The sequence below is a fragment of the Microbulbifer sp. SH-1 genome (genome assembly GCF_011326135.1).
Lineage (GTDB): Bacteria > Pseudomonadota > Gammaproteobacteria > Pseudomonadales > Cellvibrionaceae > Microbulbifer > Microbulbifer harenosus.
Genome location: NZ_CP046948.1, coordinates 1,313,140 through 1,334,281 on the forward strand (window position 1 = coordinate 1,313,140; position 21,142 = coordinate 1,334,281).

The following is a 21,142-nucleotide window of genomic DNA, read 5'->3' on the forward strand; positions in this document are numbered from 1 at the left end:
CCGCCGGATCAGACCGCGCCACTGCCCTCAACCCGCGCCGACATCCGGCGCGGTCAGCATGGCAACTGCGGCCGGCGCGAGCCGTGCCAGCGTCTCGTCGAGGCTGCTCTCGGCGCCAAAGTCTTCCCTCAGGATAGCTTCGATGGCGTCGAAGCTGGATAGGGAAAATATGGTAGCACCCAGCATGAAGTACAGGCGCCAGTAAAATGTGACCGGGTCAACCTGTGGCAGGGCATCGGATAATTGTCCGGCAAAGCGCCGGTAGCTGGCACCGTAACGGGACACGATAAACCGCCGCAAGTGTCCCTGGGACTGGGTGTAAGCAAGCCCCAAAAGACGCATGAAGCGCTTGGGGTCGCGACCTTCCCTGGCGAGCCCGGCGAGTGCCACCCGGTACAGACTCTGCAGCAGGTCTTCCAGTTGCAACTGGGCCTGAGACTCCCGCCGGTTTAACTCCCGGTCCAGATTCTCCGTAAAAGGCGTAAGAAAACGCTCAAAAACCGCCTGTATCAGTTCTTTTTTCGAACCAAAATGATAATTTACCGCCGCGAGATTGACGCCCGCCGTGCTGGTAATGGTGCGCAAAGAGGTCTCGGTGAAGCCCCGTTCGGCAAACAGCACCTCAGCGGCATCGAGAATACGGTTGACGGTATCCAGCTGACTCATCCAATTCAAACCATCAATTAAAACGTTTGTTTAAGAGCTGAGACTAGCACATCGACACCCGATCGAACATTTCCGAAAACCTCCCACTTGCATACTGCCACCCGCAAACGGCCAGCTCGCTCACAGTCTCGTTAAGCCGTGCAGTTCTCGCGACTCTCCGGTTACCAGCTTTGATCGCGGCACACTAGATTGGAATGAAAGGCCAGTGATTGGCGTCTTTGGGTGATGACGACAGGAGGTACCCCATGGCGAGAATAGCGCCGGAAATAGGCAGCTGGTTCGAGAACTTTCAAAGCGGTGATTTGTTTGAAGTGGTCGCTGTGGACCAACCATCCCGCACCATCGAGATTCAGTATCTCGACGGCACTCTTGATGAAATTGATTTTCACAGTTGGCCGCGATTGCCCGTCATCGGCGCCGCAGCTCCGGAAGATGCCAACGCGGGCTACGGCTCCTGGGCGCAAGAGATGCAGGACGACGAAGACTCCGGCTACACCAGTCCGATTTTTTCTCCGGTTCAGAGCACCATAGACCGCCTTGAGGGTGAAACCTTCCCGGGAACAGACGAAGGGCCGTGATGGCGATTGTTGCCCGGACGAATGTTGCCCAGACGAACAACAGGCTCAACCAGCCCCAGCGGGCGACGGTCTCTACTCATCCCGCTTACGAATGAAGTCGATGATGATTTCCGCTGCCTCATCCACGGTATCCACCAGTTTGAACAGCTCCAGATCAGCGGCATCGATACACGCGCGCTCAAGTACGGTACCCACCAGCCACTCCAGCAGACCAGACCAGTAGCGCTTCCCGACCAGCACAATGGGAAAACGCCGCACCTTCTGGGTCTGCACCAGCGTCAGCGCCTCAAACAGCTCATCCATGGTGCCATAGCCCCCAGGCATGGCTATGAAGCCAACCGCATGCTTCACAAACATGAATTTGCGCACGAAGAAATAGCGGAAGTTCAGGTGGATATCCAAATAGGGGTTGGGCACCTGTTCGAATGGCAGCTCGATATTCAGGCCTATTGAAGCGCCGGCATGGGTAAATGCGCCGCGATTGCACGCCTCCATAATACCCGGGCCACCGCCGGTGATAACCGGGATGCCCTCACCCGCCAGCAGCTCGCCCAGCCGCACCCCTTGTTGGTACTCAACAGCGTCTTCCCGAAAACGTGCGCTGCCAAATACGGTCACCGCACCCTTAAGCGTAATCAGGCGCTCTATGCCATCGACGAGTTCAGACTGAATACGAAGCACGCGCCACGCTTCCGGCATTTTTGCATCCAGCATATGCCTTCTCCTAATCGCTCTTACTTCTTATGTTGGCAGCGAATCGGCAAACCGAGTCAGCGCAGGTTTTGGAGTTCGCCGGTCCCTCCAAGTCTAGCAGTATTGACGCGAGAGCCTTGTGGATTGCGTGAGGGAGAAATCTGTATATAATCCCAGCAACTGTATAAAAATACAGACAACAGGAAACGCCCATGACAAACCTCACTGCTCGCCAGGCTCAGGTACTGGAACTGATCAAATCCTATCTGGACGAAACGGGTTACCCGCCCACCCGGGCCGAGATCGCACAGGAATTGGGCTTTCGCTCGCCAAACGCAGCGGAAGAACACCTAAAGGCGCTCGCGCGCAAGGGGGCGATTGAAATGGTTGCCGGTGCTTCCCGGGGCATTCGCATTCCCGGCCACCAGAGTGGCCTACCCATTGTTGGCCGGGTAGCCGCGGGCAACCCGATTCTGGCGGAGGAGAATATCGAGGAGTACTGCGAGATCCCCGCGGAATTCTTCCACCCGCCGGCGGATTACCTGTTGCGGGTGCACGGCATGAGCATGAAGAACGCCGGCATTTTTGATGGAGACCTTCTCGCGGTACAGCGCACCGACAATATCCGCAACGGACAGATTGTGGTGGCGCGAATCGAAGACGAGGTGACCGTTAAGCGCTTTAAGCGCCGCGGCAACCAGGCGATGGTCCAGCTGTTGCCGGAGAATGAAGAATTTGACGTCATCGAAGTAGATATGCGCGACAAGAATTTCGCGATTGAAGGACTCGCGGTCGGCGTAATTCGCCAGAACCCGTTCTAACCTGCAGGCGAATAGCCTGTGCGTCATCCAACAAAAACGGGGCTCATCGAGCCCCGTTTTTGTTGGTCCACCGGGAGCTTTCCTCCTCAGTGGATGGTGTGTTCCGTAACGTCCACCTCTTCCTCTTCAAAGGGTTCCGGCTCCAGGGCACCGAGATCCTGCACCGCCTCAATACCGGCCTCCAACATGGCACGAGCGATCGCAATCTTGTGCTCGCGCAGGAAGTTCAGGCTTTCGTCCGAGAAATGAATACGCACCAGCGGGTCCTCCCTGTGACCAGCGCGTCGCAGCGCCACATCACCATTGGACAACTCGATGATTTCGTAAGTCTCAGAGGACATTCACTTCTCCAGTTACAGCGGGATTTGCGGGCAGTGTAACACAGGGATCAGTGATTATTCAGTGGCCAGACACGGTCGGGAGTGGCGCCGCACTAACCTGATCACCATTCCACGCTCTGGGCGCGCTGCCGTGCCACCAGCTCGCCGAGCTGGCGCTGCCAAAATCTGAGGCTCTCCACACTGAGACTGGCAGGAATGTTTGAATCCACCTGCCGCAGGGGTATCAGGGACTGCACACCGCTGGCGGTCGGAGAAGACTCCTGGCCTCCACCCGCCGTGGGGCGCCACAACCCCCGCCAGCAGTGCGCCATAGCCGCAAACCAGCTCTCGGGGTTTTCCTCCAGATCCAGCAGCTCAGCGACCTCAGCGCTGTATTTGTTGCGCGCACTTACCAGCTCCTGTAACCGGACCGCAGTGTCCGGCTCGCCACCAGGTCTGAAGCCCAGTTGCAGCTGGTAGCCCTGCTCTGCCAGAAACGCGCGATAAGCCCGCCACAACTGCAACAACGCACCCTCAAGCAGCGCGGACCGCAACAGCGGCGGGCTTTCATCGTCGGCGGTATCCAGTGAATGCAATATCAGCTCTGATTTTCGCAGGGCCGAAGCCACCAGACCGGTATAGGGGTTGCTCATTGCTTCACCTATTTCGCCGGTGACTTTTTGGCCGGGGCTTTTTTCGCGGCTGCTTTTTTGGCCGCGGCCTTTTTCGCCGGCGCCTTTTTAGCAGCCGATTTTTTCGGCCCTGCGGATTTGCTGCCTGAGTCCTCTACCAGCCATTTACCGCCGGTATAGAACGCCTTCCAGCCGGTTGCCTTGCCGTCTTCCTCGGATTGCACGTACTGTTCCTGGGTTTTGCGGCTAAAACGCACAACCGTATCCCGGCCCTCGCTGTCTTCCGTAGGTGCGGAGAACAGGAAACTGTACTTGGGATCAATCTCATCCTTATGCGGCAGCAGCTCCTTCACCAGCGGCGCGCGGGTCTCGCGGTTTTTCGGGAACTGGCTGGCAGCCAGGAACAGACCCGAAGCACCGTCGCGCAGGATGTAAGTGTCGTCGACCTTTTCACAGGCGAGCTCCGGCATGGGTACCGGGTCCATTTTCGGCGGCGCGGGCTGACCGTTCTTGAGCAGTTTGCGGGTGTTTTTACAGGCATCATTGGTGCAGCCGAAGTATTTGCCAAAGCGGCCAGACTTCAACTGCATGTCGCTGCCGCACTTGTCGCACTCAATCAATGGGCCGTCATAACCCTTGATCTTGAACGTGCCCTTTTCCACCTCGAAGCCGTTGCAGTCCGGGTTGTTTCCGCAGATATGCAGCTTGCGCTGCTCGTCCACCAGATAACTGTCCATAGCGGTGCCGCATTTGGGGCACCGATGTTTGTCCCGCAGTTGACGGGTTTCGGCTTCGTCATCCTTATCCGCGTCGATAGCCTCTTCGCCGGACACCAGATTCATGGTGTTGGTGCAGCGCTCCTTTGGCGGTAACGCATAGCCGGAACACCCCAGGAAAACGCCGGTGGAACCGGTGCGAATCTGCATATGGCGGCCGCACTGACCGCACTTGATATCGGTATCCGTGGGCGCATTGCGTCGCATGCCACCGTCGGTATCCTGAGCTTGTTCCAGGCGCTTGCTGAAGTCCGTGTAGAACTCATCCAGAAGTGCCTTCCACCCTTTTTTCCCTTCAGCCACGGCATCCAGGGATTCTTCCAGGCTCGCGGTGAAACCGTAGTCCATCAGGTCGGTGAAGCTTTCACTCAGACGGTCGGTGACGATGTCGCCCATTTTTTCCGCGTAGAAACGGCGGTTTTCCAGGCGCACATAGCCGCGATCCTGAATGGTGGAAATAATCGACGCGTAGGTAGACGGCCGGCCGATACCGCGTTTTTCCAGCTCTTTTACCAGGGCTGCCTCGCTGAAGCGCGCCGGCGGCTTGGTGAAATGCTGTTTCGGATCCAGTTTCTTGAGATTGAGTTTTTCCCCAACCTTGATGTCCGGCAATGCCAGATCTTCGTCTTTCTTGCTCTGCGGCGGCGCCACTTTGAGAAAGCCGTCAAAACGGATAACCCGGCCGCGGGTGCGCAACTCAAAGTCTCCGGCACTCACCACCACAGACGTGGACGTGAACTGTGCAGGTGTCATCTGACATGCAACGAACTGTTGCCAGATCAAGGTGTAAAGGCGCTCAGCATCCCGCTCCATACCGGACAACATGTTGGGCTTGACCCGCACATCGGAAGGGCGAATGGCCTCGTGCGCTTCCTGGGCGCCCTCTTTGCTACTGTAGCGGTTCGGATTATCCGGAAGGTACTTCTCGCCGTAACTCTCGCCAATAAACTCCCGCACCGAGGCCACAGCCTCCGCACTCAGGTTGGTGGAGTCGGTACGCATATAGGTGATGTAGCCGGCTTCGTACAGACGCTGGGCCATCATCATGGTTTTCTTCACGCTAAAGCCGAGACGATTGCTCGCCGCCTGCTGCAGGGTGGAGGTGATAAAGGGGGCGCCCGGCTTCGAAGTGGTGGGCTTGTCTTCGCGCGCGGTAACTTCAAAGTTGCTGGACTGCAGTGCCTGCACTGCGGCCATGGCCTGTGTTTCGTTGACCGGGCGGAAATTCTCGCCGCCCTGCTTTTTGACTTCCAGACGCAGCGCGTCGGATTTGACCGTTTCGGTGTCCGCGAACAGCGTCCAGTACTCTTCGGGGATAAACGCGCGGATTTCCCGCTCGCGTTCAACCACCAGGCGCACCGCCACAGACTGCACACGACCGGCTGACAGGCCGCGGGCAACCTTTTCCCACAGCAATGGCGACACCATGTAACCCACGATGCGATCGAGGAAACGGCGGGCCTGCTGGGCGTTCACACGGTCGATATCCAGCGGGCCGGGGCTCTTGAATGCCTCCTGGATCGCGGACTTGGTGATCTCATTGAAAACCACACGGCGAAAGCGCTGTTCATTGCCGCCGATGGCCTCGCGCAAATGCCACGCAATGGCCTCCCCCTCGCGATCCAAGTCCGTCGCGAGATACACGGTGTCGGCGTTGGCGGCGAGCTTGCGCAGCTCGTCAACCACTTTTTCCTTACCAGGCAGGATCTCGTAGTGCGCTTCCCAATTGTGATCCGGGTCGATCCCCATACGCTTGATCAGCTGCTCATGGCTTTTCTTGCGCTTGTAGACCTCTTTGTCTTCTTTGGACAGCTTGCGGGTTTCCGCCGCCCGGCGGGCGCGCTCCTTGGCATCCACCGGCTGTTTGCTGGAGGCACCGGTAGGAAGATCCCGGATGTGACCGATACTGGACTTTACGATAAAGTCCTTGCCGAGATACTTGTTGATCGTTTTTGCCTTCGCCGGAGACTCGACAATGACCAGTGATTTACCCATAAGCTTCTGATTTTTAATAGAAAATTTACTGCTTTCGCACCTGCGGCGACAGCCGTTTACGGCGGTGCGCTGCGCGAATATATATGCTCCGCCCCCGGTGTGGTCAAGCAATCGTCACAATTTGGTGACCAAATTGACTGCTTTGCACGCAATTCTGACCCGCCATCCAGCAGATGGTTCTCCGTAGACTCCTGCTGTTTTCTCACGCGATACAAGGCATCACGCGCCTATTTCGTTTACTTTGCTCAGGGGACGGCCGCTAGATACATTAGTTCAGAAAAACACCGGGCACGTCAGGAATTGCGTCGCGAATCCGGGCTTTCACCACTATCGAGCGGTTTTCCGTCTGAGTTACCCCCGGGCTGTGGCAGGCGTATTGCTTCCTCTATTACCGGGCGCATTGCGCTCAGCGCATGCAGGATGGCATCCAGCCCCCTGTCACCGCTGCGCTCCTGCCACTGCACGCCGAGACCGGCGTCGTTCGCGAAAATCGCGGTGGCATCCGCCGGCAGCATGGAAACCAGTTCTTTAAGAGAGGGTTTGGCCACCTCGGGGGCCTCGCGCTTGTTGCGCCAGTCCCAAACGCCGTCGAAATTCAGATCATGGGGCATCCGTTGCAGTTCCAGCCCCCAACCGCTCTGCAGACGACGCGGGTTTCGCCACTGGGAGAAATAAACCGCGGCAGTGCCTTTCCCTTGTGATTCCGGCAGCGGCTGTATCTGTACCTTGAGTCCGGAGCTGGCGGCGCGCTGGCGTAAATCCGCCAGTTTTTTGTCACGGCTGCTGGGCTTTAACCACATCACCGGCCCGATCACCAGTGTGACAGCGAAGATGATAATGATGATTGGCAGCCAACTGGACATGAACACTCCCTGTGGAAAGGCAAAAAACAACTTGGGTCACAGTCTCCGCGCCCCTGATAGCGGCGGGATACCCCATTTCCGGCGCGCATTTTTCCCCGCAAGACCACCGCTGTGTCAAGCGTGTTTTTTTAAAGTAGACTCAATGAAGCAACCGGGCGCTCCATCAATCCACCTCGATGCGTCTGAAATTCACCAATTCGCGGAGGCCGCATGTCAGGCTACAAAAACATTCTGGTAGGACTGGACCTCTCTGAAGAATCCTCTCAAGTTCTGGACCGCGCCGCGCAAATTGCCACAGTAAGCAACGCGCAGCTGAGGCTGGCACACATCATTGAGCCGCTCACGTTTGCCTATGGCGGCGATATTCCGATGGACCTCTCCGAAGTGCAGGAACAGTTGCAGAACCAGGCAAAAGAACAGCTGCGACGGGCCGCGGCCAGCCTGAATATTCCCGCCGACCGGCAACATGTGGTACTCGGCCAGCCGGCTACGGAAATTCACCGGCTGGCCGAGGACACCGATTGTGATCTGATTGTCATTGGCAGTCACGGTCGCCACGGACTCGCACTGTTACTGGGCTCCACCGCCAATGGTGTACTGCACGGCGCCGGATGCGATGTGTTGGCAGTGCGGGTGCATCCGCCCGGCGACTCCAACTGAATCGCGAGATAGCTACCGGGGCGTTTCGCCCCAGCAGCAGTCTCCGCTAACATCCGCCGCGGCTCTACATACCGTCGAGTTCCGCCCAGCGTTCAAAGGCCGTTTCCAGCGCCTGCTGCAGCTCTGTCAGTTTTTGCAACCGGGCCTGCACCTGCTCGCTGTCCTGCTGATAAAAATCCGGCTGCCCGATCTCGGCTTCCAGCGCGGCAATTTCCGTTTCCAGGGTCTCAATCTGCGCCGGTAGTGCGTCCAGTTCGCGCTGCAGCTTATAACTGAGTTTTTTGCTCTTGGGCGCCGCGACCGCGCTCGTATCCGCGGTCTTTGCGGTTGCGGGTTTTTCCCCTGCCAACCCTGACGACTGCTCCCGCTTGCGCGACCTGAGCTGCTCCTCTGCGCTGAGAAAGCGCCCGCCCTGACGCACGAAATCCTGGTAACCACCAACGTATTCCCGCACCAGACCATTGCCCTCGAATGCAAGACAGCTCTCCACCACATTGTCGAGAAAAGCCCGGTCGTGGCTGACCAGCAGTACCGTGCCGGGGAAATCCAATAGCAGCTGCTCGAGCAACTCCAGGGTTTCCACATCCAGATCATTGGTAGGCTCATCCAGCACCAGGATATTTGCCGGCTGGCTGAACAGTTTCGCCAACAGCGCGCGGTTGCGCTCGCCACCACTCAGCGCACCCACCTTGGTGCGGGCCTTGAGGCCGGTGAACAGGAAGTCGCTCAGGTACGACATCACATGGCGGCTGCTGCCACCCACTTCAATGGTTTCCCGCCCCTCGGCAATGTTGTCAACCACGGTCTGATCCGGGTCGAGCGTATCCCGGCGCTGATCGAAATAAGCCACCTGCAACTTGGTGCCGAGGCGGACACTGCCGGCCTGTGCTTCCAGCTCGCCGAGTAACAGGCGGATCAATGTGCTCTTGCCGGCACCATTGGGGCCGATCAATCCCACCTTGTCACCCCGCATCAGCGTGAAGTCGAGATCGCGAATCAGTGGGACCAGCTCGCCGCGCTCATCGGCAAAGCCGAAGCTCACGCCTTTCAGTTCTGCCACCAGCTTGCCGGAGCGCTCGCCCGCATCCAGCGACATCTTCGCCACGCCCTGGCGCTCGCGGCGGGCCTGACGCTCGCGACGCAGCGCCTGCAGAGCGCGCACACGGCCCTCGTTGCGGGTGCGGCGGGCCTTGATGCCCTGACGGATCCACGCCTCTTCCTGGGCCAGCTTTTTGTCGAACAGGGCGTCGTTGCGGGCCTCCTCCTCCAATTGCTTTTCTTTCTCCTGCTGGTAGCGGTCGAAGGGGCAATTGAACACCCGCAGGATGCCGCGATCGAGATCCCATACCGACGTCGCCAGTCGCTGGGCCAGTGCGCGGTCGTGGCTCACGAACAGCAGCGCGCCGCGATAGGTGGCGAGAAAGGTTTCCAACCACTCCACCGCGGCAATATCCAGGTGGTTCGTGGGCTCGTCCAGAATCAGCAGATCCGGTTCGGTCACCAGCGCACGGGCAAGCGCGGCACGGCGCTGCCAGCCGCCGGAAAGATCCATGACGCGGGCATTTTCATCCAGGTCGAGGCGGTCGAGCACACTGTCGATTCGGGCGAGCAGTTCCCAACCGTGCGCACTGTCGATCTTCGCCTGCAGATCGGGATTCTGGTTGTCTCGGTACTCTGCCAGCCAACCGCCCACATCACCGAGCCCTTCGGCCACATATCGATAAACCGTGTGGTCGCAATCATCTGGCAACGCCTGTTCCAGCGTGGCCAGTACGGTACCGCTCTGGCGGATGATCTCGCCCTCGTCGGGATCTCCGTGACCGCCGATCAGGCGCAACAGGCTGGATTTTCCCTCGCCGTTGCGCCCCACCAGGCAGATCCGGTCTCCCCGCTCGATTTTGGCACTCACATGATCCGCCAGTACCTGCACGCCATAGCGTAAACAAACGCCATCCAACTGAAGCAACATAAATAAACACTACAATGGTTTTGGAGCATCTCAACAAATCAACGGCGCGAGCAGCGGTCGCGAAAGACCACTCGACCATAGAGATTTTCAGAGATACCCAGGTGAAAACGGACATTTTACGCTTTATTCTGCGCCCTTCGAATAAGCGATTTCTCAATCGGGTGTTCAGTATGTCGATTGGCAGTAAAGGACTCGCCATTATCCTCTTCAATCTGTTGGTGGGCGGCCTCGCCGCTGTGCCGCCGCTCGCGGGCGCAGAAGCATCTGCGGCTGGCAAGGCACAATCCAGCGGGGTCCGCGAGGCCGAAGCGGCTGTTGCCCAGCGCCAGAAGCTGCAGGATGCCCGTATGGCCATCGCCCACAATGACCAGCGCCGGCTGAAGCAACTTAAGAAAGAGCTGAAAGACTATCCGCTGCTGCCCTACATCGACTACTGGAACATCAGTAAGAATCTCTCACGCCTGCCCTATGACGACATCGACGCGTTTCTGGAGAAGTACGACGGCACTGCCGTTGGCGACTGGATGCGCATCCGCGTACTGCGTGAGTTGGGAGGGCGCGATCGCTTCCGCGATTACCTGAGATACTACCGCCCGGAATGGATCACCCGAACTCAGTTGCGCTGTTACTACGTCGATGCCTTGTCGCGCTATGGCGACAAAAAAGAAGCCTACGCCCTGATCGAAGAGCTCTGGACCGTCGGCGCGTCCCAACCAAAAGAGTGTGACCCGGCGTTCAACCGCTGGATTGCCGACGGTGGGCTCACCCAGGAACGCACCTGGAAACGCCACGCGCTTTCCATCAGCGCCGGCAATCTGGATCTGGCCGGCTATATTGCCCGCAAGCTGGACAAAGACCGTGCCCGCCGCGCGGAGTTGATGCGCGAGGTCTACCGCAAGCCCGAACTGATCCTGAATTACGACCGTTTTACCCGCAAAGAACCGGAATACCGCGACATTGTATCCATCGGCCTGCGCCGGCTGGCGACGCAGAATGCGCAAAAGGCCGAGTCCGCGTGGCAGCGGTACAGCGCAAGCTATCTCTTTTCCGAGGAGGAAAGCGACGATTTCCTGCGCTACCTGGCATTGCAGTTCGCCCGCCAGGACGATCAGGAAGGCCTCAAAGCGTTGATCAAATCCAGCCCCGGGTTTTTTGACCTGCGCACCTCCGAGTGGCTGATACGCCAGTCGCTGCGGGAAATGGACTGGGCGCAGGTGGAGTTCTGGATCGACCGCCTGCCCGCCGACGAGCAGAATCTGGACCGCTGGCTTTACTGGAAAGCCAGGGCCATCAACGAGCAGAATACGAAAAATGACCCCGCGCGACGGGCCCAGGCCGACAAGCTCCTGCAGAAGGCCGCCGCCGAGCGCAGTTATTACGGGTTCCTCGCGTCGGATACCCTCCAGCGTGAATACAGCTTTGTCGACCGCCCGGTGCCGATTACCCCCAAGCAGGTGGACGAAGTGGCTGCGCGCCCGGGTATGCAGCGCGCGCGGGAGCTCCAGGCGATCGGCGAGTTCTACCACGCGCGCAGGGAGTGGGATTACGCCACGGAAAAAATGACGCCTGAGGAGTTGATGACCGCAGGGAAAATCGCCAGCGCCTGGGGCTGGTATCACAAATCGATCCAGTCGATTCTGGCCGCGAATTACCTGGATGATCTCGAACTGCGCTTCCCGCTGGCGTTTACCGATATCGTCAGCGATGTGGCAAGTAACATGGGCAAGAAGACCGCACTGGATTCCTATCTGGTGCTGGCAGTGGCGCGCCAGGAGAGCCATTTCAGCCATGATGCAAAATCCCACGCCGGCGCCATGGGCCTGATGCAGCTCCTGCCCTCCACCGCCGCCGCGACCGCGCGTAAGGCCGGGGTACCCTACCGGCGCAGCTGGGACCTGCTGAACCCCAGTACGAATATCACTCTCGGCGCCTACTACCTCAACTCGCTGCTGAACCGCTTCGACAACAACCGGTTCCTCGCCGCCGCGGCCTACAATGCGGGGCCGACACGGGTTGCAGGCTGGCTCAAAGACACAGGAAAGAAGCTGCCATTCGACGTGTGGATTGAAACCATTCCCTACAGCGAGACCCGCAAGTACGTGCAGAACGTACTCTCGTACTCGGTCATTTATGCCTATCGCAGCGGAGACAAGGCGCCATTACTGACTAAAACTGAGGCGGAATCCCGACTGTAGCGGGTGTTGGGCGCACGGTGAATACGCAGGAAAGCGTCGGTGCGCCCTGCTGCCAGCGTCCCATTTTTAACGTGCTGGATAAACGCTCATGACAGCCGGGCCGAAAGCCAGGACGCCAGTTCGCTGGTGGTAAATGGCCAGCACAGGACGTCCTCGACCTCGCCGAGCCCCACCACGGGAATACTCCAGCCAAAGAGCCGCGTCAGCTCCTCGTCATCGGCAATGTCCACCGGCTGCAGACGCAGATCAAACTTTTCCAGCAGCGGCCAGATCTCCGGCTTTGCCTTTTCACACAGGCTGCAGCCGAGGGTGGTATAAAAAAACAGCGCGCGTTGCGACACGTTCAAATCATCCCCTGGCTTTGGGCCCAGAAATAGCCGCCGGCGGCGGCCGCCGCCAACAGCGTGCAAATCCAGATCCAAACGTACCCCCGGACACCGGTGACGTCGCTGGAGCCCAGAGACGAGACCGGCGGAAACTCAGAGTGCGGCGGCACTGATGTCGTCGAGCGCGTGCGCGCCCTGTCAATGGCCTGCGCTAACGCGGCGCTCTGACGCGCCGCTTCCGGCAGCGGAACGGCCTGCCGCACCGTGGTTTTGTCGATATCGTCGGCGGGGCCCACCACGCTGAAACTGAGACTGTCAAAGCGCAACTCATCACCGCGGCGCACGCGGGATTCGGTGATCCGCTGATTATTGAGGAAGGTGCCGTTGGCAGAGCCCAGATCCACCACAAACAGCAGCCCCTCGCGTACTTCGAGGCGCGCGTGCCGACGGGACAAGTGGGACATTGCGAAGGTCAGGTCACATTCATCCGAGCGCCCCACCACGGATCTCTCGCGCACCGGGAACACCCGCCCGACGATGGCGGGATGATTGGCGCGCAGCGCCCAGGAAACATTCGCGTTCGTGCCAGCAGCCTTGAGCCGGGTGATCTTAGGATCGACCACCGCGAGATTCCGTTCACCCAGTTGCACCCGGTCGTTGCGATGCAGCCGGCAACTGCCGTCGATCAATTTCCCATTGACGGATATCTGACCGTTTCCAGCCAGATTGCGCAGCTCCAGCTCTTCCCCATCGACAAGAATCTCCGCGTGGAGTTTTGCTACCGAAGCGTCCGTCAGTGTCAGATCACACTGGCTGCCCCGGCCGATTGTGACCTTGGGTGCCACCAGCCATACACTTTGACTGGCATCTTTGACATCACAAAGTTTCAGCATTGTCCAGGCTTCCTCGAATGCGTAGAACGGCGTACATTTTTCAACCAAGGCCGCTAGCGAACCAATTAAGAATCTATCGACCAACAGATCGCGCGTCGGCGGAGACGCAACTACGGGTATCTGAGAACCCCGCTGCGGGAAGTTTATCACGGCCAATTTCATTGGCCTGTGAATCGGTTTGCAGCTTACAATGCCGGCAGGCTCTAGTATGGAAGTGTCGAAAGCCGCAAGGATTTGCGCGGTTTTGCACTTGCGACAATAACGACAGGTAACAGGTAGTTGTATACCAGTGAGTGAAGCCAAGGTAGATGCCAACGTCGGTACCAGCGGAAATACCGGTGGTAAAGAACCTGCCAGCGAGGTAAGCCGCCCCGCCGCCCGCGCAACGGTGCGCAGTGCCGGCGCAACCCACCCGGGCTATCGCCGTGAGCAGAATGAGGATGCCTTCTGGGGCGACGAGTCTCGAGGTATCTGGGTCGTGGCCGATGGCCTCGGCGGCCACCACGCGGGAGAAATTGCCAGCCAGACCGTGGTGGAAGAAATCCAGCGCTCCTCCGCCACCGACCGGCACTACGAACAGGCCCTGCGCCGCGCTCATGCGTTGCTCGCCGGGGAAGAGACAAACTCAACCGCCATGGGAACCACCGCCGTGGTGGTGGCGGAAGACGGGAATTACTTTCATATCTATTGGGTCGGCGACAGCCGCGCCTATCTGTGGACGCCGCCGGCCACTGATGCCGACAATCAAGACGACACCAAAACACCTCACGGCACGCTCAAGCAGCTGACCATAGATCACTCCTACGTGCAGATGCTGGTGGATTCGGGAGCCATCAACCAGGAAGAGGCTGCGAGCCACCCCAATCGTCACGTGATCACACGCTGTATCGGCGGCTCTGCAAATCCGACACTTGAGATCGACCGCGCATCATTTGCCTGGAACCCCGGACAAAAATTGCTACTGTGCAGTGACGGCCTGAGTAATGATGTCGGCCTGGAAGAAATCTGTCAGATCCTGGCAAACACACCGGATAACCAACGCGCCAGCGAACTATTGGTCGCCGCGGCGCTGGATGCCGGTGGACGCGACAACATCACCGTTCAAGTCATCAACTCGCCGGATTCAGCGACGGCAAACAACGAAAACCTGAACTCCCGCACACTGCCCCAGCCACTTGCATCCCGGCAATTGTTTTCGTCTCCCGGCACACTGGTTGCCAGGATCGCCACCCTTGCGATTATTTTTTCACTGGGTATTTACGCAGCCTGGCAGCTGCTGAACGGTTAACGGAACTGGGGACGGGCGCGAATGGAAGTTGTCAGCAGCGGTGTCGCCTCGCTGGAAATTCCCGGCTATCAGATCCTGAAGAAGATCAATCAGGGAGGCATGTCCACAGTCTACCTCGCCACCCAGCGCAGCATGGGTCGCCAGGTGGCGCTCAAGGTCATGTCGCCTGTACTGAACGCCGATCCAATTTTCAGTGAGCGCTTTCAGCGGGAAGCCAATATCGTTGGCCAGCTCTCCCACCCCAATATCGTTGCCATCCACGATATCGGCCGCTATCGCAGCCTCAACTATATCGCCATGGATTACCTGCCCGGTGGCTCGGTAGCGGATGCCCTCACCCGCGGCGCCATCGAACCTCTGGAAGCCCTGCATATCACTCGCCAGATTGCCATGGCGCTGGATCACGCAAGCAACAAGGGCTACGTGCACCGGGACCTGAAACCGGAAAATATCCTGTTCCGTGAAGACGGCTCCGCCGTGCTTACGGATTTCGGCGTCGCCCGCGCTGTGGCCCGCACCACACGCATGACCAGCACCGGTATGGTGGTGGGCACCCCCCACTATATGAGCCCGGAGCAGGCGCGCGGTGCCGCCGTAGACGGTCGCGCAGACCTCTACAGCCTTGGCGTGGTGCTCTACGAGATGCTCACCAGTGCCGTGCCCTATCAGGCGGAAGAAGCGGTGGCCATCGCCATCAAACACCTGACCGATCCGATACCGCGTTTGCCCGCCCGACACTCACTGTACCAGGGCCTGATCGACCGGTTCCTCGCCAAAGATCCGGATCAGCGCTATCAGCGTGGCCTGGATGTAGTGGATGCGATAGATCAGCTGCTGGCGGCGCTGGAAGGTAAGCCCCCCGGCAATGCCACCAAACTCAACAACACCTCCGTGCGTGTTTCCAGCCTGTTGCGGGCGCTGTTAATGACACTCTACGGTACCCTGTGCGACCGGCTCAGTGCCGCCTGGGCACGCTGGCGAGACAAGCCACTGCACCAACAGAACCCCCGGGCGGAGCAGCAGACCATCATGCGCTTCCAGCAGGTGCTGCAGCAGAACACGCCCAGCAAGCGCCGCTCCTGGCGCCTGGCGACGGTTATTGGCGCTGCCGCGGTGGTGACGCTGATCATCTGGGGCAAAAATCCCCAGTGGTCCGCAACAACCACCTCCCGCACGGCGACGGAATCAGTGGAAAGCGTGGCGCACTCACCGGCCGACACAGCGCTGGCCATTCAAGAGAATTCACCCGCGACCGAGACATCGGCGAATCTGATACAACCGGCGTTGCGCGAGGAAACAGGTACACCCATCTCCGCGTCACCGCCGATTACCAAGCCGGGGGTGCCTACAGAGAATATTGCTGACAGTATTCCGGTTCCGGTGTCCAAACCCGAGCCCACCAGTGCACCGGTGTCCAAACAAGCACCCGCGACCTTTTCGCTGTTGGTTTCCGTCAAGCCGGACGATGCGCGTATTCGCATCATGAACATCGTTCCGAGATATACACCAGGCATCGCTTTGGAGCCGGGACGCTACGATATTGAGGTAAGCAAGCCAGGCTACAGCACCGTGCGCCGCTGGATCGAGATCAGTACTGCCGATATCAATCTGGCGGTTGAATTGGAGCGCAAATACTTCCCAGGCAGGACTTTTCAATCACCACTGCGGTCCGGTGGTCGTGGACCGGAGATGGTCGTAATCTCTCCCGGCAGTTTCACCATGGGTAACAATCAGCGCCCGTTCACCAGTCCCGAACATAAGATATCCATCAATAAACCCTATGCCATCGGCGCCCAAGAGATTACGTTCAACGATTACGACCGCTTCGCCAAGGCCAGCGGGCGCGCCCTGCCCAGTGATGAAAATTGGGGCCGGGGAACACGGCCGGTAGTGAATATCAGCTGGCAGGATGCACAGCGCTACGCCAGCTGGCTGAGCGAGGAGAGTGGTCAGAAATATCGACTGGCCAGCGAGGCGGAATGGGAATATGCAGCGCGCGCCGGTACCACCACTCCCTTCTGGTGGGGGGACGGTAGTGCGAAAGGGAAAGCCAATTGCCGCCGCGGCTGTGCCAGTGAGTTCAACACCCTGTTCACCACCTCTACGGCACCGGTGGGCAACTACAAGGCCAACGAGTTCGGTTTGTACGATACCGCGGGCAATGTGGGGGAATGGGTACAGGACTGTTTCCTCGGCGACTTCACCAATCACCGCGGCGATGCGCGCCCTGTACAGCTGAAAAACTGCGAGCTGCGCGTTGTACGCGGCGGCTCTATGCGCGAGCCGCTGCGCAATATCAGCTCCGACTACCGCACCGGTCTCAGCGAGCAGGCCAGCTCAAAAGAAGTGGGCTTCCGACTCGTGATGGAGCTGTAACCCAGCTCCGTCCTGTTTCGGGTTACTTCGCCTGAATTTCCCACACATTGTGGATTTTCGGATTGCGTTGGAAATCCTTGTCCAGCAGTCTGGACGACAGGTTTTCCACCGCGAACTCATCCAGCAAGTTCTCATCCATCTTGAAACTGCGCAGGTTGTTGGAAAACAGCAAGGTGCCACCTGGACGCAGAAGCGCCATGCACTGGCGGATCAAATCGACATGGTCCCGCTGAATATCGAGCACGCCCTGCATTTTCGCCGAATTGGAAAACGTAGGTGGGTCGAGAAAAATCACATCGTAATGGCCGCGCCGGTTCTGCTGCGCGGCCTGTAGCCACTGTAGGCAATCTGCCTCGACGAGCTGGTGGCGATAAGGGTCCAGGCGGTTCTGGCGAAAATTGCGCTGCGCCCAGGCCTGGTATGTTTTGGATAAATCAACGCTGGTGCTTTCCGGGCAACCGCCGAGTGCCGCTTGCACAGTCGCAGTGGCGGTATAGCAGAACAGGTTGAGCAGTTTTTTGCCGTTGGTAATCTGTCGCAAGTATTGACGTACCGGACGGTGATCCAGAAACAGCCCGGTATCCAGGTAATCCCACAGGTTGATTTCCAGCTGCGCACCGTATTCGTCAACCCAGAATTCCGCGTTGGACTCTCTCCGCGCATTGGTTTCGTTGCGCTTTTGGTACTGGCTGCCGCTCTCCTTGTGGCTGTGGCGACGGCGCTCCTTGATCGACACATGGCGCGCGGACAGATCCAGTACCTCCCGGGTCGCACGCACCAGGTCGCTCAGGCGGCGGCGCGCCTTTTCCTCGGAAATACTTGCCGGCGCTCGATACTCCTGAATGTGGGCGTATGTCTGCCCTTCAAGCGACCGATAAATATCAATGGCCGCCGAATACTCCGGCAGATCTGCATCGTACAGACGGTAACAGCTAATGCCACTCTTCTGCGCCCACTTGCCCGTAGTGCGCAGGTTTTTCTGCAACCGGTTGGCCACCATTTGCGCCTCTTCGGAGAGTTGCGCGCGGGGTTTTCCACCATGTTGCTCGCCACCCTGCTCACCTTCACTCTGCTGGTGGATATCAAACAACAGCAACTGGCTGGGGATACTGCCGTTGAACAGTTTGTACTGCTTGTGCGATCGCAGCGCCATGGAGTGACAGAGTTCCGGGTTACCGGTGAACACGGCGGCCTTCCAGCCGCCGAACTCCTGCTTCAGCTGACGCCCCAGTTCTGCGTAGGTTTCACGCAGCGCCTCCTGCTCGCCGAGACGCTCGCCATAGGGCGGATTGGTAATCACCAGACCCGGCTGTACTTCGCGGTGGCTCGGCGCCTTGAACGCAGCAACCGGTCGACAGCTGACGCGCACATGTTTCTCCAAACCGGCGCGGGCAATATTCGATTCCGCTGCAAACAGCACTTTGGCATCTGCATCGTAGCCGCGAATTTCCGGCAGGGTTCTCGCCAGGCCGTCCGCGCGTCGCTGCAGCGCCTCTTCACGTAATGGCAGCCACAGGTCATTTTGGTGGTTCAGCCAGCGCTCGAATGCAAATCCTTCGCGCATGATGCCTGGCGCCACATCGGCGGCCATCAGTGCCCCCTCCACCAGAAAAGTGCCGGAGCCACACATGGGGTCAAGCAAGGCGCCCCCCTGCCCGGCAATCTGCGGCCAGCCTGCGCGCATCAACAGCGCAGCGGCGAGGTTTTCTTTCAGCGGCGCAGCACCAATGTGAGTGCGGTACCCTCTGCGGTGCAGGCTGTCGCCGCACAGGTCGATAGCAATTTCGAGGCTGTCCCGGTGCAGGCGTAGCATAGCGGTCAGATCGGGGTCCCGCTTGTCCACATCCGGGCGCGCACCGGTGGCGGAGCGAAGGCGATCGACAATGGCATCCTTCGCCTTCTGCCCACCGAATTGGCTGTTGCGGATTTCTCGGTTAGTGCCGGAAAACTGCACCCAGAGTACACCGGTAGGGCTGATGTGCTCCTCCCAGGGAATGTCGACCACAGCCTGATACAGCGCTTCCGCGTCTGCGACCCGTGCCAAACCCAGATTCAGTAATACACGGTTGGCAAGACGGCTCCATAGGCAGATGCGGTACGCCATCGCCAGGTCGCTGTTAAACCGCACGGCAGCCGGCTGCTCCCGCTCCACCTCGGCGCCGAGGGTGCGAAGCTCGTCGGCGAGCAGATTTTCGAGCCCTTTTGGGCAAGTGGCGGTGAAAGAAAACTGAGCAGTCAAAGGTTCGATCTCGGTCAATCAGTGGATGGGGATTCTGGCAATAACAATCGCGGTGTTTTAGCCAGTCCGCGTTCGGCAGGCCGCAAGCATACCGGAAACCAGGATGGCATTCTCCCTATAACGACGCGATGTACGGGCCACCGGAGTCGCTAGTACGTTTTTGTCTAGGAAATACCGTTTTTATAAAGGTTAGGTCGCACCGGTACACACCCCTCAGGTTGGCTGCAACTCTTCTAGCAAGGCAGATTCCACAATAAGCTGGATTCTGTAAAAGGGGGAAAATTTGATTCGGAATCAAGATTGGGAGATCGGACCAGGAAGGTCAGAAACCGCTAAAAATTGCCAGAGGTATCGCATCTATGAAACGCCAAAAACGTAATCCCAACGATAGAGCTTTTCACAAAGGTTACGTTGCTGCCATGGAGGGCAGAAACCACGACAGTTGTCCGCACGAAAACGGATCCTTACATCAGGAATGGGTAAACGGATGGCGACAGGGTCGGCAGGATTACTGGAGTGGATTCGGGCGTGCGGCGCAGGCTCAGCGTTTAGCCAACATGTAATTGGCCGCCTAGTATTTTTCAGAGCCGCTTTCAAACACCCTTAAACATCACTGGCCAGCAAACACCCTTGGCCAGTGCCACTGAAAATCCCGGGCAGCCTAAAGAATGGTTGCCCGGGATTGTTACAGGTGCTTCAACCGGAAACCACCCGTCCCTTGTGCAGCTCGGCGATGGCTGCAGCCGCCTCGCGAATCACCTCTGGTCCACGGTAGATGAAACCCGAGTAAATCTGCACCGCGGTAGCCCCCGCACGGATCTTGTCCGCGGCGGATTCACCGTCAAAAATCCCACCAACGCCGATGATAGGAATTTCACCTTTGAGTTCCGCTGATAAAGTGCGGACTACTTCGGTGGATCGCTCGGTCAGCGGGCGACCACTCAAACCACCCTCTTCGGCGCCGTGCTCAAGATGCGCAACCGACGATTTGTCGATGGTGGTGTTGGTAGCAATAACGCCGTCGATGTTATGTGAGCGCAGGGTTCTGGCCACCTGGGCGATGGCGTCACTATCCATGTCCGGGGCGATTTTCACAGCCAGTGGCACATAGCGCCCGTGCTGTGAGGCCAACTGCTGCTGCTTCTCCTTGAGCGCGCTCAAAAGCCGGCTCAGGCTGTCACCAAATTGCAGATCCCGCAGCCCCTTGGTGTTCGGTGACGACACATTCGCGGTGATGTAATCCGCGTGGGTATACACCTTCTCCATACACAGACAGTAATCATCCGCGGCCTTCTCCACTGGGGTATCGAAATTTTTGCCGACGTTGATTCCCAGGACCCCGGAGTAACGACGCCGCTTTACCTGTTCCAGCAGGTAATCCACGCCCAGGTTGTTGAACCCCATGCGATTGATGATGGCCTCGGCCTCCGGAAGGCGGAACAGGCGCGGCTGCGGGTTGCCGGGTTGTGGCCGCGGCGTGACCGTGCCCACTTCCACAAAGCCAAACCCCAGCGCACCAAGGCCGTTAAAGGCCTGAGCATTCTTGTCGAGGCCCGCGGCCAATCCTACCGGATTTGGCAGGGTCAACCCCATCAGCTCCACCGGGTCGTCCGGAACCGGCTTGGCAAACAGCGACATGAGCCCGAGGCGCTCGGCGGCACCGATGGCATCGAGGGAAAGGTGATGAGACCGCTCCGGGTCCAGCGCAAACAGAGCTTTGCGCAGATGCTGGTACATGGGCTTCCTTTTATAGCAATCCAAACGATGAGAGCCCGCCCACGGAGTGATCTCTGTGGGCGGGCTCGCGTATTGTACGGATTTCCGGCGGAAATTTCCGGCCGGAAATAGCGGT

Annotated in this window: 18 protein-coding genes; 7 read left to right on the plus strand and 11 right to left on the minus strand. The window is 58.8% G+C overall.

Translation table 11 applies throughout. The annotated features are described in order from the left end of the window. Positions 1-27: 27 nt before the first annotated feature. Entirely contained in the window at positions 28-666 is a 639-nt protein-coding gene (locus tag GNX18_RS05790) for a TetR/AcrR family transcriptional regulator (protein ID WP_138234659.1), read from the minus strand. A gap of 245 nt (positions 667-911) precedes the next feature. Between GNX18_RS05790 and GNX18_RS05795 the strand changes: the two genes are divergently transcribed. Beyond that, on the plus strand, positions 912-1,244 hold the full coding sequence (locus GNX18_RS05795; RefSeq protein ID WP_138234660.1) for a DUF6763 family protein: 333 nt from the start codon (positions 912-914) through the stop codon (positions 1,242-1,244). 72 nt (positions 1,245-1,316) lie between these two features. Here GNX18_RS05795 and GNX18_RS05800 read toward each other — a convergent pair whose 3' ends face one another. Beyond that, the gene (locus GNX18_RS05800; protein WP_138234661.1) at positions 1,317-1,958 is read right to left on the minus strand and encodes a TIGR00730 family Rossman fold protein; all 642 of its coding nucleotides are present in this window, start codon (positions 1,956-1,958) and stop codon (positions 1,317-1,319) included. A gap of 191 nt (positions 1,959-2,149) precedes the next feature. On the opposite strand from GNX18_RS05800, the gene lexA reads away from it, so the two are divergent. Next, complete coding sequence (gene lexA, locus GNX18_RS05805) at positions 2,150-2,758, plus strand: transcriptional repressor LexA (RefSeq protein WP_138234662.1); 609 nt, start codon at positions 2,150-2,152, stop codon at positions 2,756-2,758. An 86-nt stretch (positions 2,759-2,844) separates the two neighbouring features. Here lexA and GNX18_RS05810 read toward each other — a convergent pair whose 3' ends face one another. From GNX18_RS05810 to GNX18_RS05825, 4 genes are all read right to left on the minus strand, one after another. Next, complete coding sequence (locus tag GNX18_RS05810; protein ID WP_138234663.1) at positions 2,845-3,099, minus strand: hypothetical protein; 255 nt, start codon at positions 3,097-3,099, stop codon at positions 2,845-2,847. 101 nt (positions 3,100-3,200) lie between these two features. Further along, positions 3,201-3,731, minus strand: coding sequence for a DUF6586 family protein (locus GNX18_RS05815; protein WP_166216115.1), 531 nt, complete (start codon positions 3,729-3,731; stop codon positions 3,201-3,203). Between the two features lie 8 nt (positions 3,732-3,739). Further along, positions 3,740-6,481: a type I DNA topoisomerase gene (topA, locus tag GNX18_RS05820; RefSeq protein ID WP_166216118.1), complete on the minus strand. Its 2,742-nt coding sequence runs from the start codon at positions 6,479-6,481 to the stop codon at positions 3,740-3,742. Between the two features lie 293 nt (positions 6,482-6,774). Further along, on the minus strand, positions 6,775-7,344 hold the full coding sequence (locus GNX18_RS05825) for a hypothetical protein (protein WP_181954058.1): 570 nt from the start codon (positions 7,342-7,344) through the stop codon (positions 6,775-6,777). Between the two features lie 210 nt (positions 7,345-7,554). Between GNX18_RS05825 and GNX18_RS05830 the strand changes: the two genes are divergently transcribed. Continuing rightward, a complete protein-coding gene (locus GNX18_RS05830; protein WP_138234666.1) occupies positions 7,555-8,004 on the plus strand; it encodes a universal stress protein in 450 nt (149 codons plus the stop codon). Between the two features lie 64 nt (positions 8,005-8,068). Here the strand turns inward: GNX18_RS05830 and GNX18_RS05835 are convergent, their stop codons facing one another. Beyond that, positions 8,069-9,973, minus strand: a complete 1,905-nt coding sequence (locus GNX18_RS05835) for an ATP-binding cassette domain-containing protein (RefSeq protein ID WP_166216121.1) — start codon at positions 9,971-9,973, stop codon at positions 8,069-8,071. 170 nt (positions 9,974-10,143) lie between these two features. On the opposite strand from GNX18_RS05835, the gene GNX18_RS05840 reads away from it, so the two are divergent. After that, positions 10,144-12,168, plus strand: a complete 2,025-nt coding sequence (locus GNX18_RS05840) for a transglycosylase SLT domain-containing protein (RefSeq protein ID WP_138234668.1) — start codon at positions 10,144-10,146, stop codon at positions 12,166-12,168. 86 nt (positions 12,169-12,254) lie between these two features. Here GNX18_RS05840 and GNX18_RS05845 read toward each other — a convergent pair whose 3' ends face one another. Further along, on the minus strand, positions 12,255-12,509 hold the full coding sequence (locus tag GNX18_RS05845) for a glutaredoxin family protein (protein WP_138234806.1): 255 nt from the start codon (positions 12,507-12,509) through the stop codon (positions 12,255-12,257). Positions 12,510-12,511: 2 nt separating this feature from the next. Further along, complete coding sequence (locus GNX18_RS05850; protein ID WP_138234669.1) at positions 12,512-13,387, minus strand: FHA domain-containing protein; 876 nt, start codon at positions 13,385-13,387, stop codon at positions 12,512-12,514. A 289-nt stretch (positions 13,388-13,676) separates the two neighbouring features. Between GNX18_RS05850 and GNX18_RS05855 the strand changes: the two genes are divergently transcribed. Together GNX18_RS05855 and GNX18_RS05860 are read left to right on the plus strand one after the other, a co-directional pair. After that, the gene (locus GNX18_RS05855; RefSeq protein ID WP_166216124.1) at positions 13,677-14,675 is read left to right on the plus strand and encodes a PP2C family serine/threonine-protein phosphatase; all 999 of its coding nucleotides are present in this window, start codon (positions 13,677-13,679) and stop codon (positions 14,673-14,675) included. A 21-nt stretch (positions 14,676-14,696) separates the two neighbouring features. Further along, the gene (locus GNX18_RS05860; RefSeq protein ID WP_166216138.1) at positions 14,697-17,051 is read left to right on the plus strand and encodes a bifunctional serine/threonine-protein kinase/formylglycine-generating enzyme family protein; all 2,355 of its coding nucleotides are present in this window, start codon (positions 14,697-14,699) and stop codon (positions 17,049-17,051) included. A 22-nt stretch (positions 17,052-17,073) separates the two neighbouring features. Here the strand turns inward: GNX18_RS05860 and rlmKL are convergent, their stop codons facing one another. Next, positions 17,074-19,290 carry a bifunctional 23S rRNA (guanine(2069)-N(7))-methyltransferase RlmK/23S rRNA (guanine(2445)-N(2))-methyltransferase RlmL gene (rlmKL, locus tag GNX18_RS05865; protein WP_166216140.1) on the minus strand — a complete coding sequence of 739 codons (2,217 nt, stop codon included), beginning with the start codon at positions 19,288-19,290 and terminating at the stop codon, positions 17,074-17,076. Between the two features lie 359 nt (positions 19,291-19,649). Here rlmKL and rmf point away from each other — a divergent pair, with 359 nt between their 5' ends. Next, positions 19,650-19,853 (plus strand): ribosome modulation factor, encoded by a 204-nt coding sequence (rmf, locus tag GNX18_RS05870; RefSeq protein ID WP_138234673.1) that lies wholly within the window; start codon positions 19,650-19,652, stop codon positions 19,851-19,853. A gap of 133 nt (positions 19,854-19,986) precedes the next feature. Here rmf and GNX18_RS05875 read toward each other — a convergent pair whose 3' ends face one another. Next, positions 19,987-21,027 carry a quinone-dependent dihydroorotate dehydrogenase gene (locus GNX18_RS05875; protein ID WP_166216143.1) on the minus strand — a complete coding sequence of 347 codons (1,041 nt, stop codon included), beginning with the start codon at positions 21,025-21,027 and terminating at the stop codon, positions 19,987-19,989. Between the last annotated feature and the right edge of the window lie 115 nt (positions 21,028-21,142).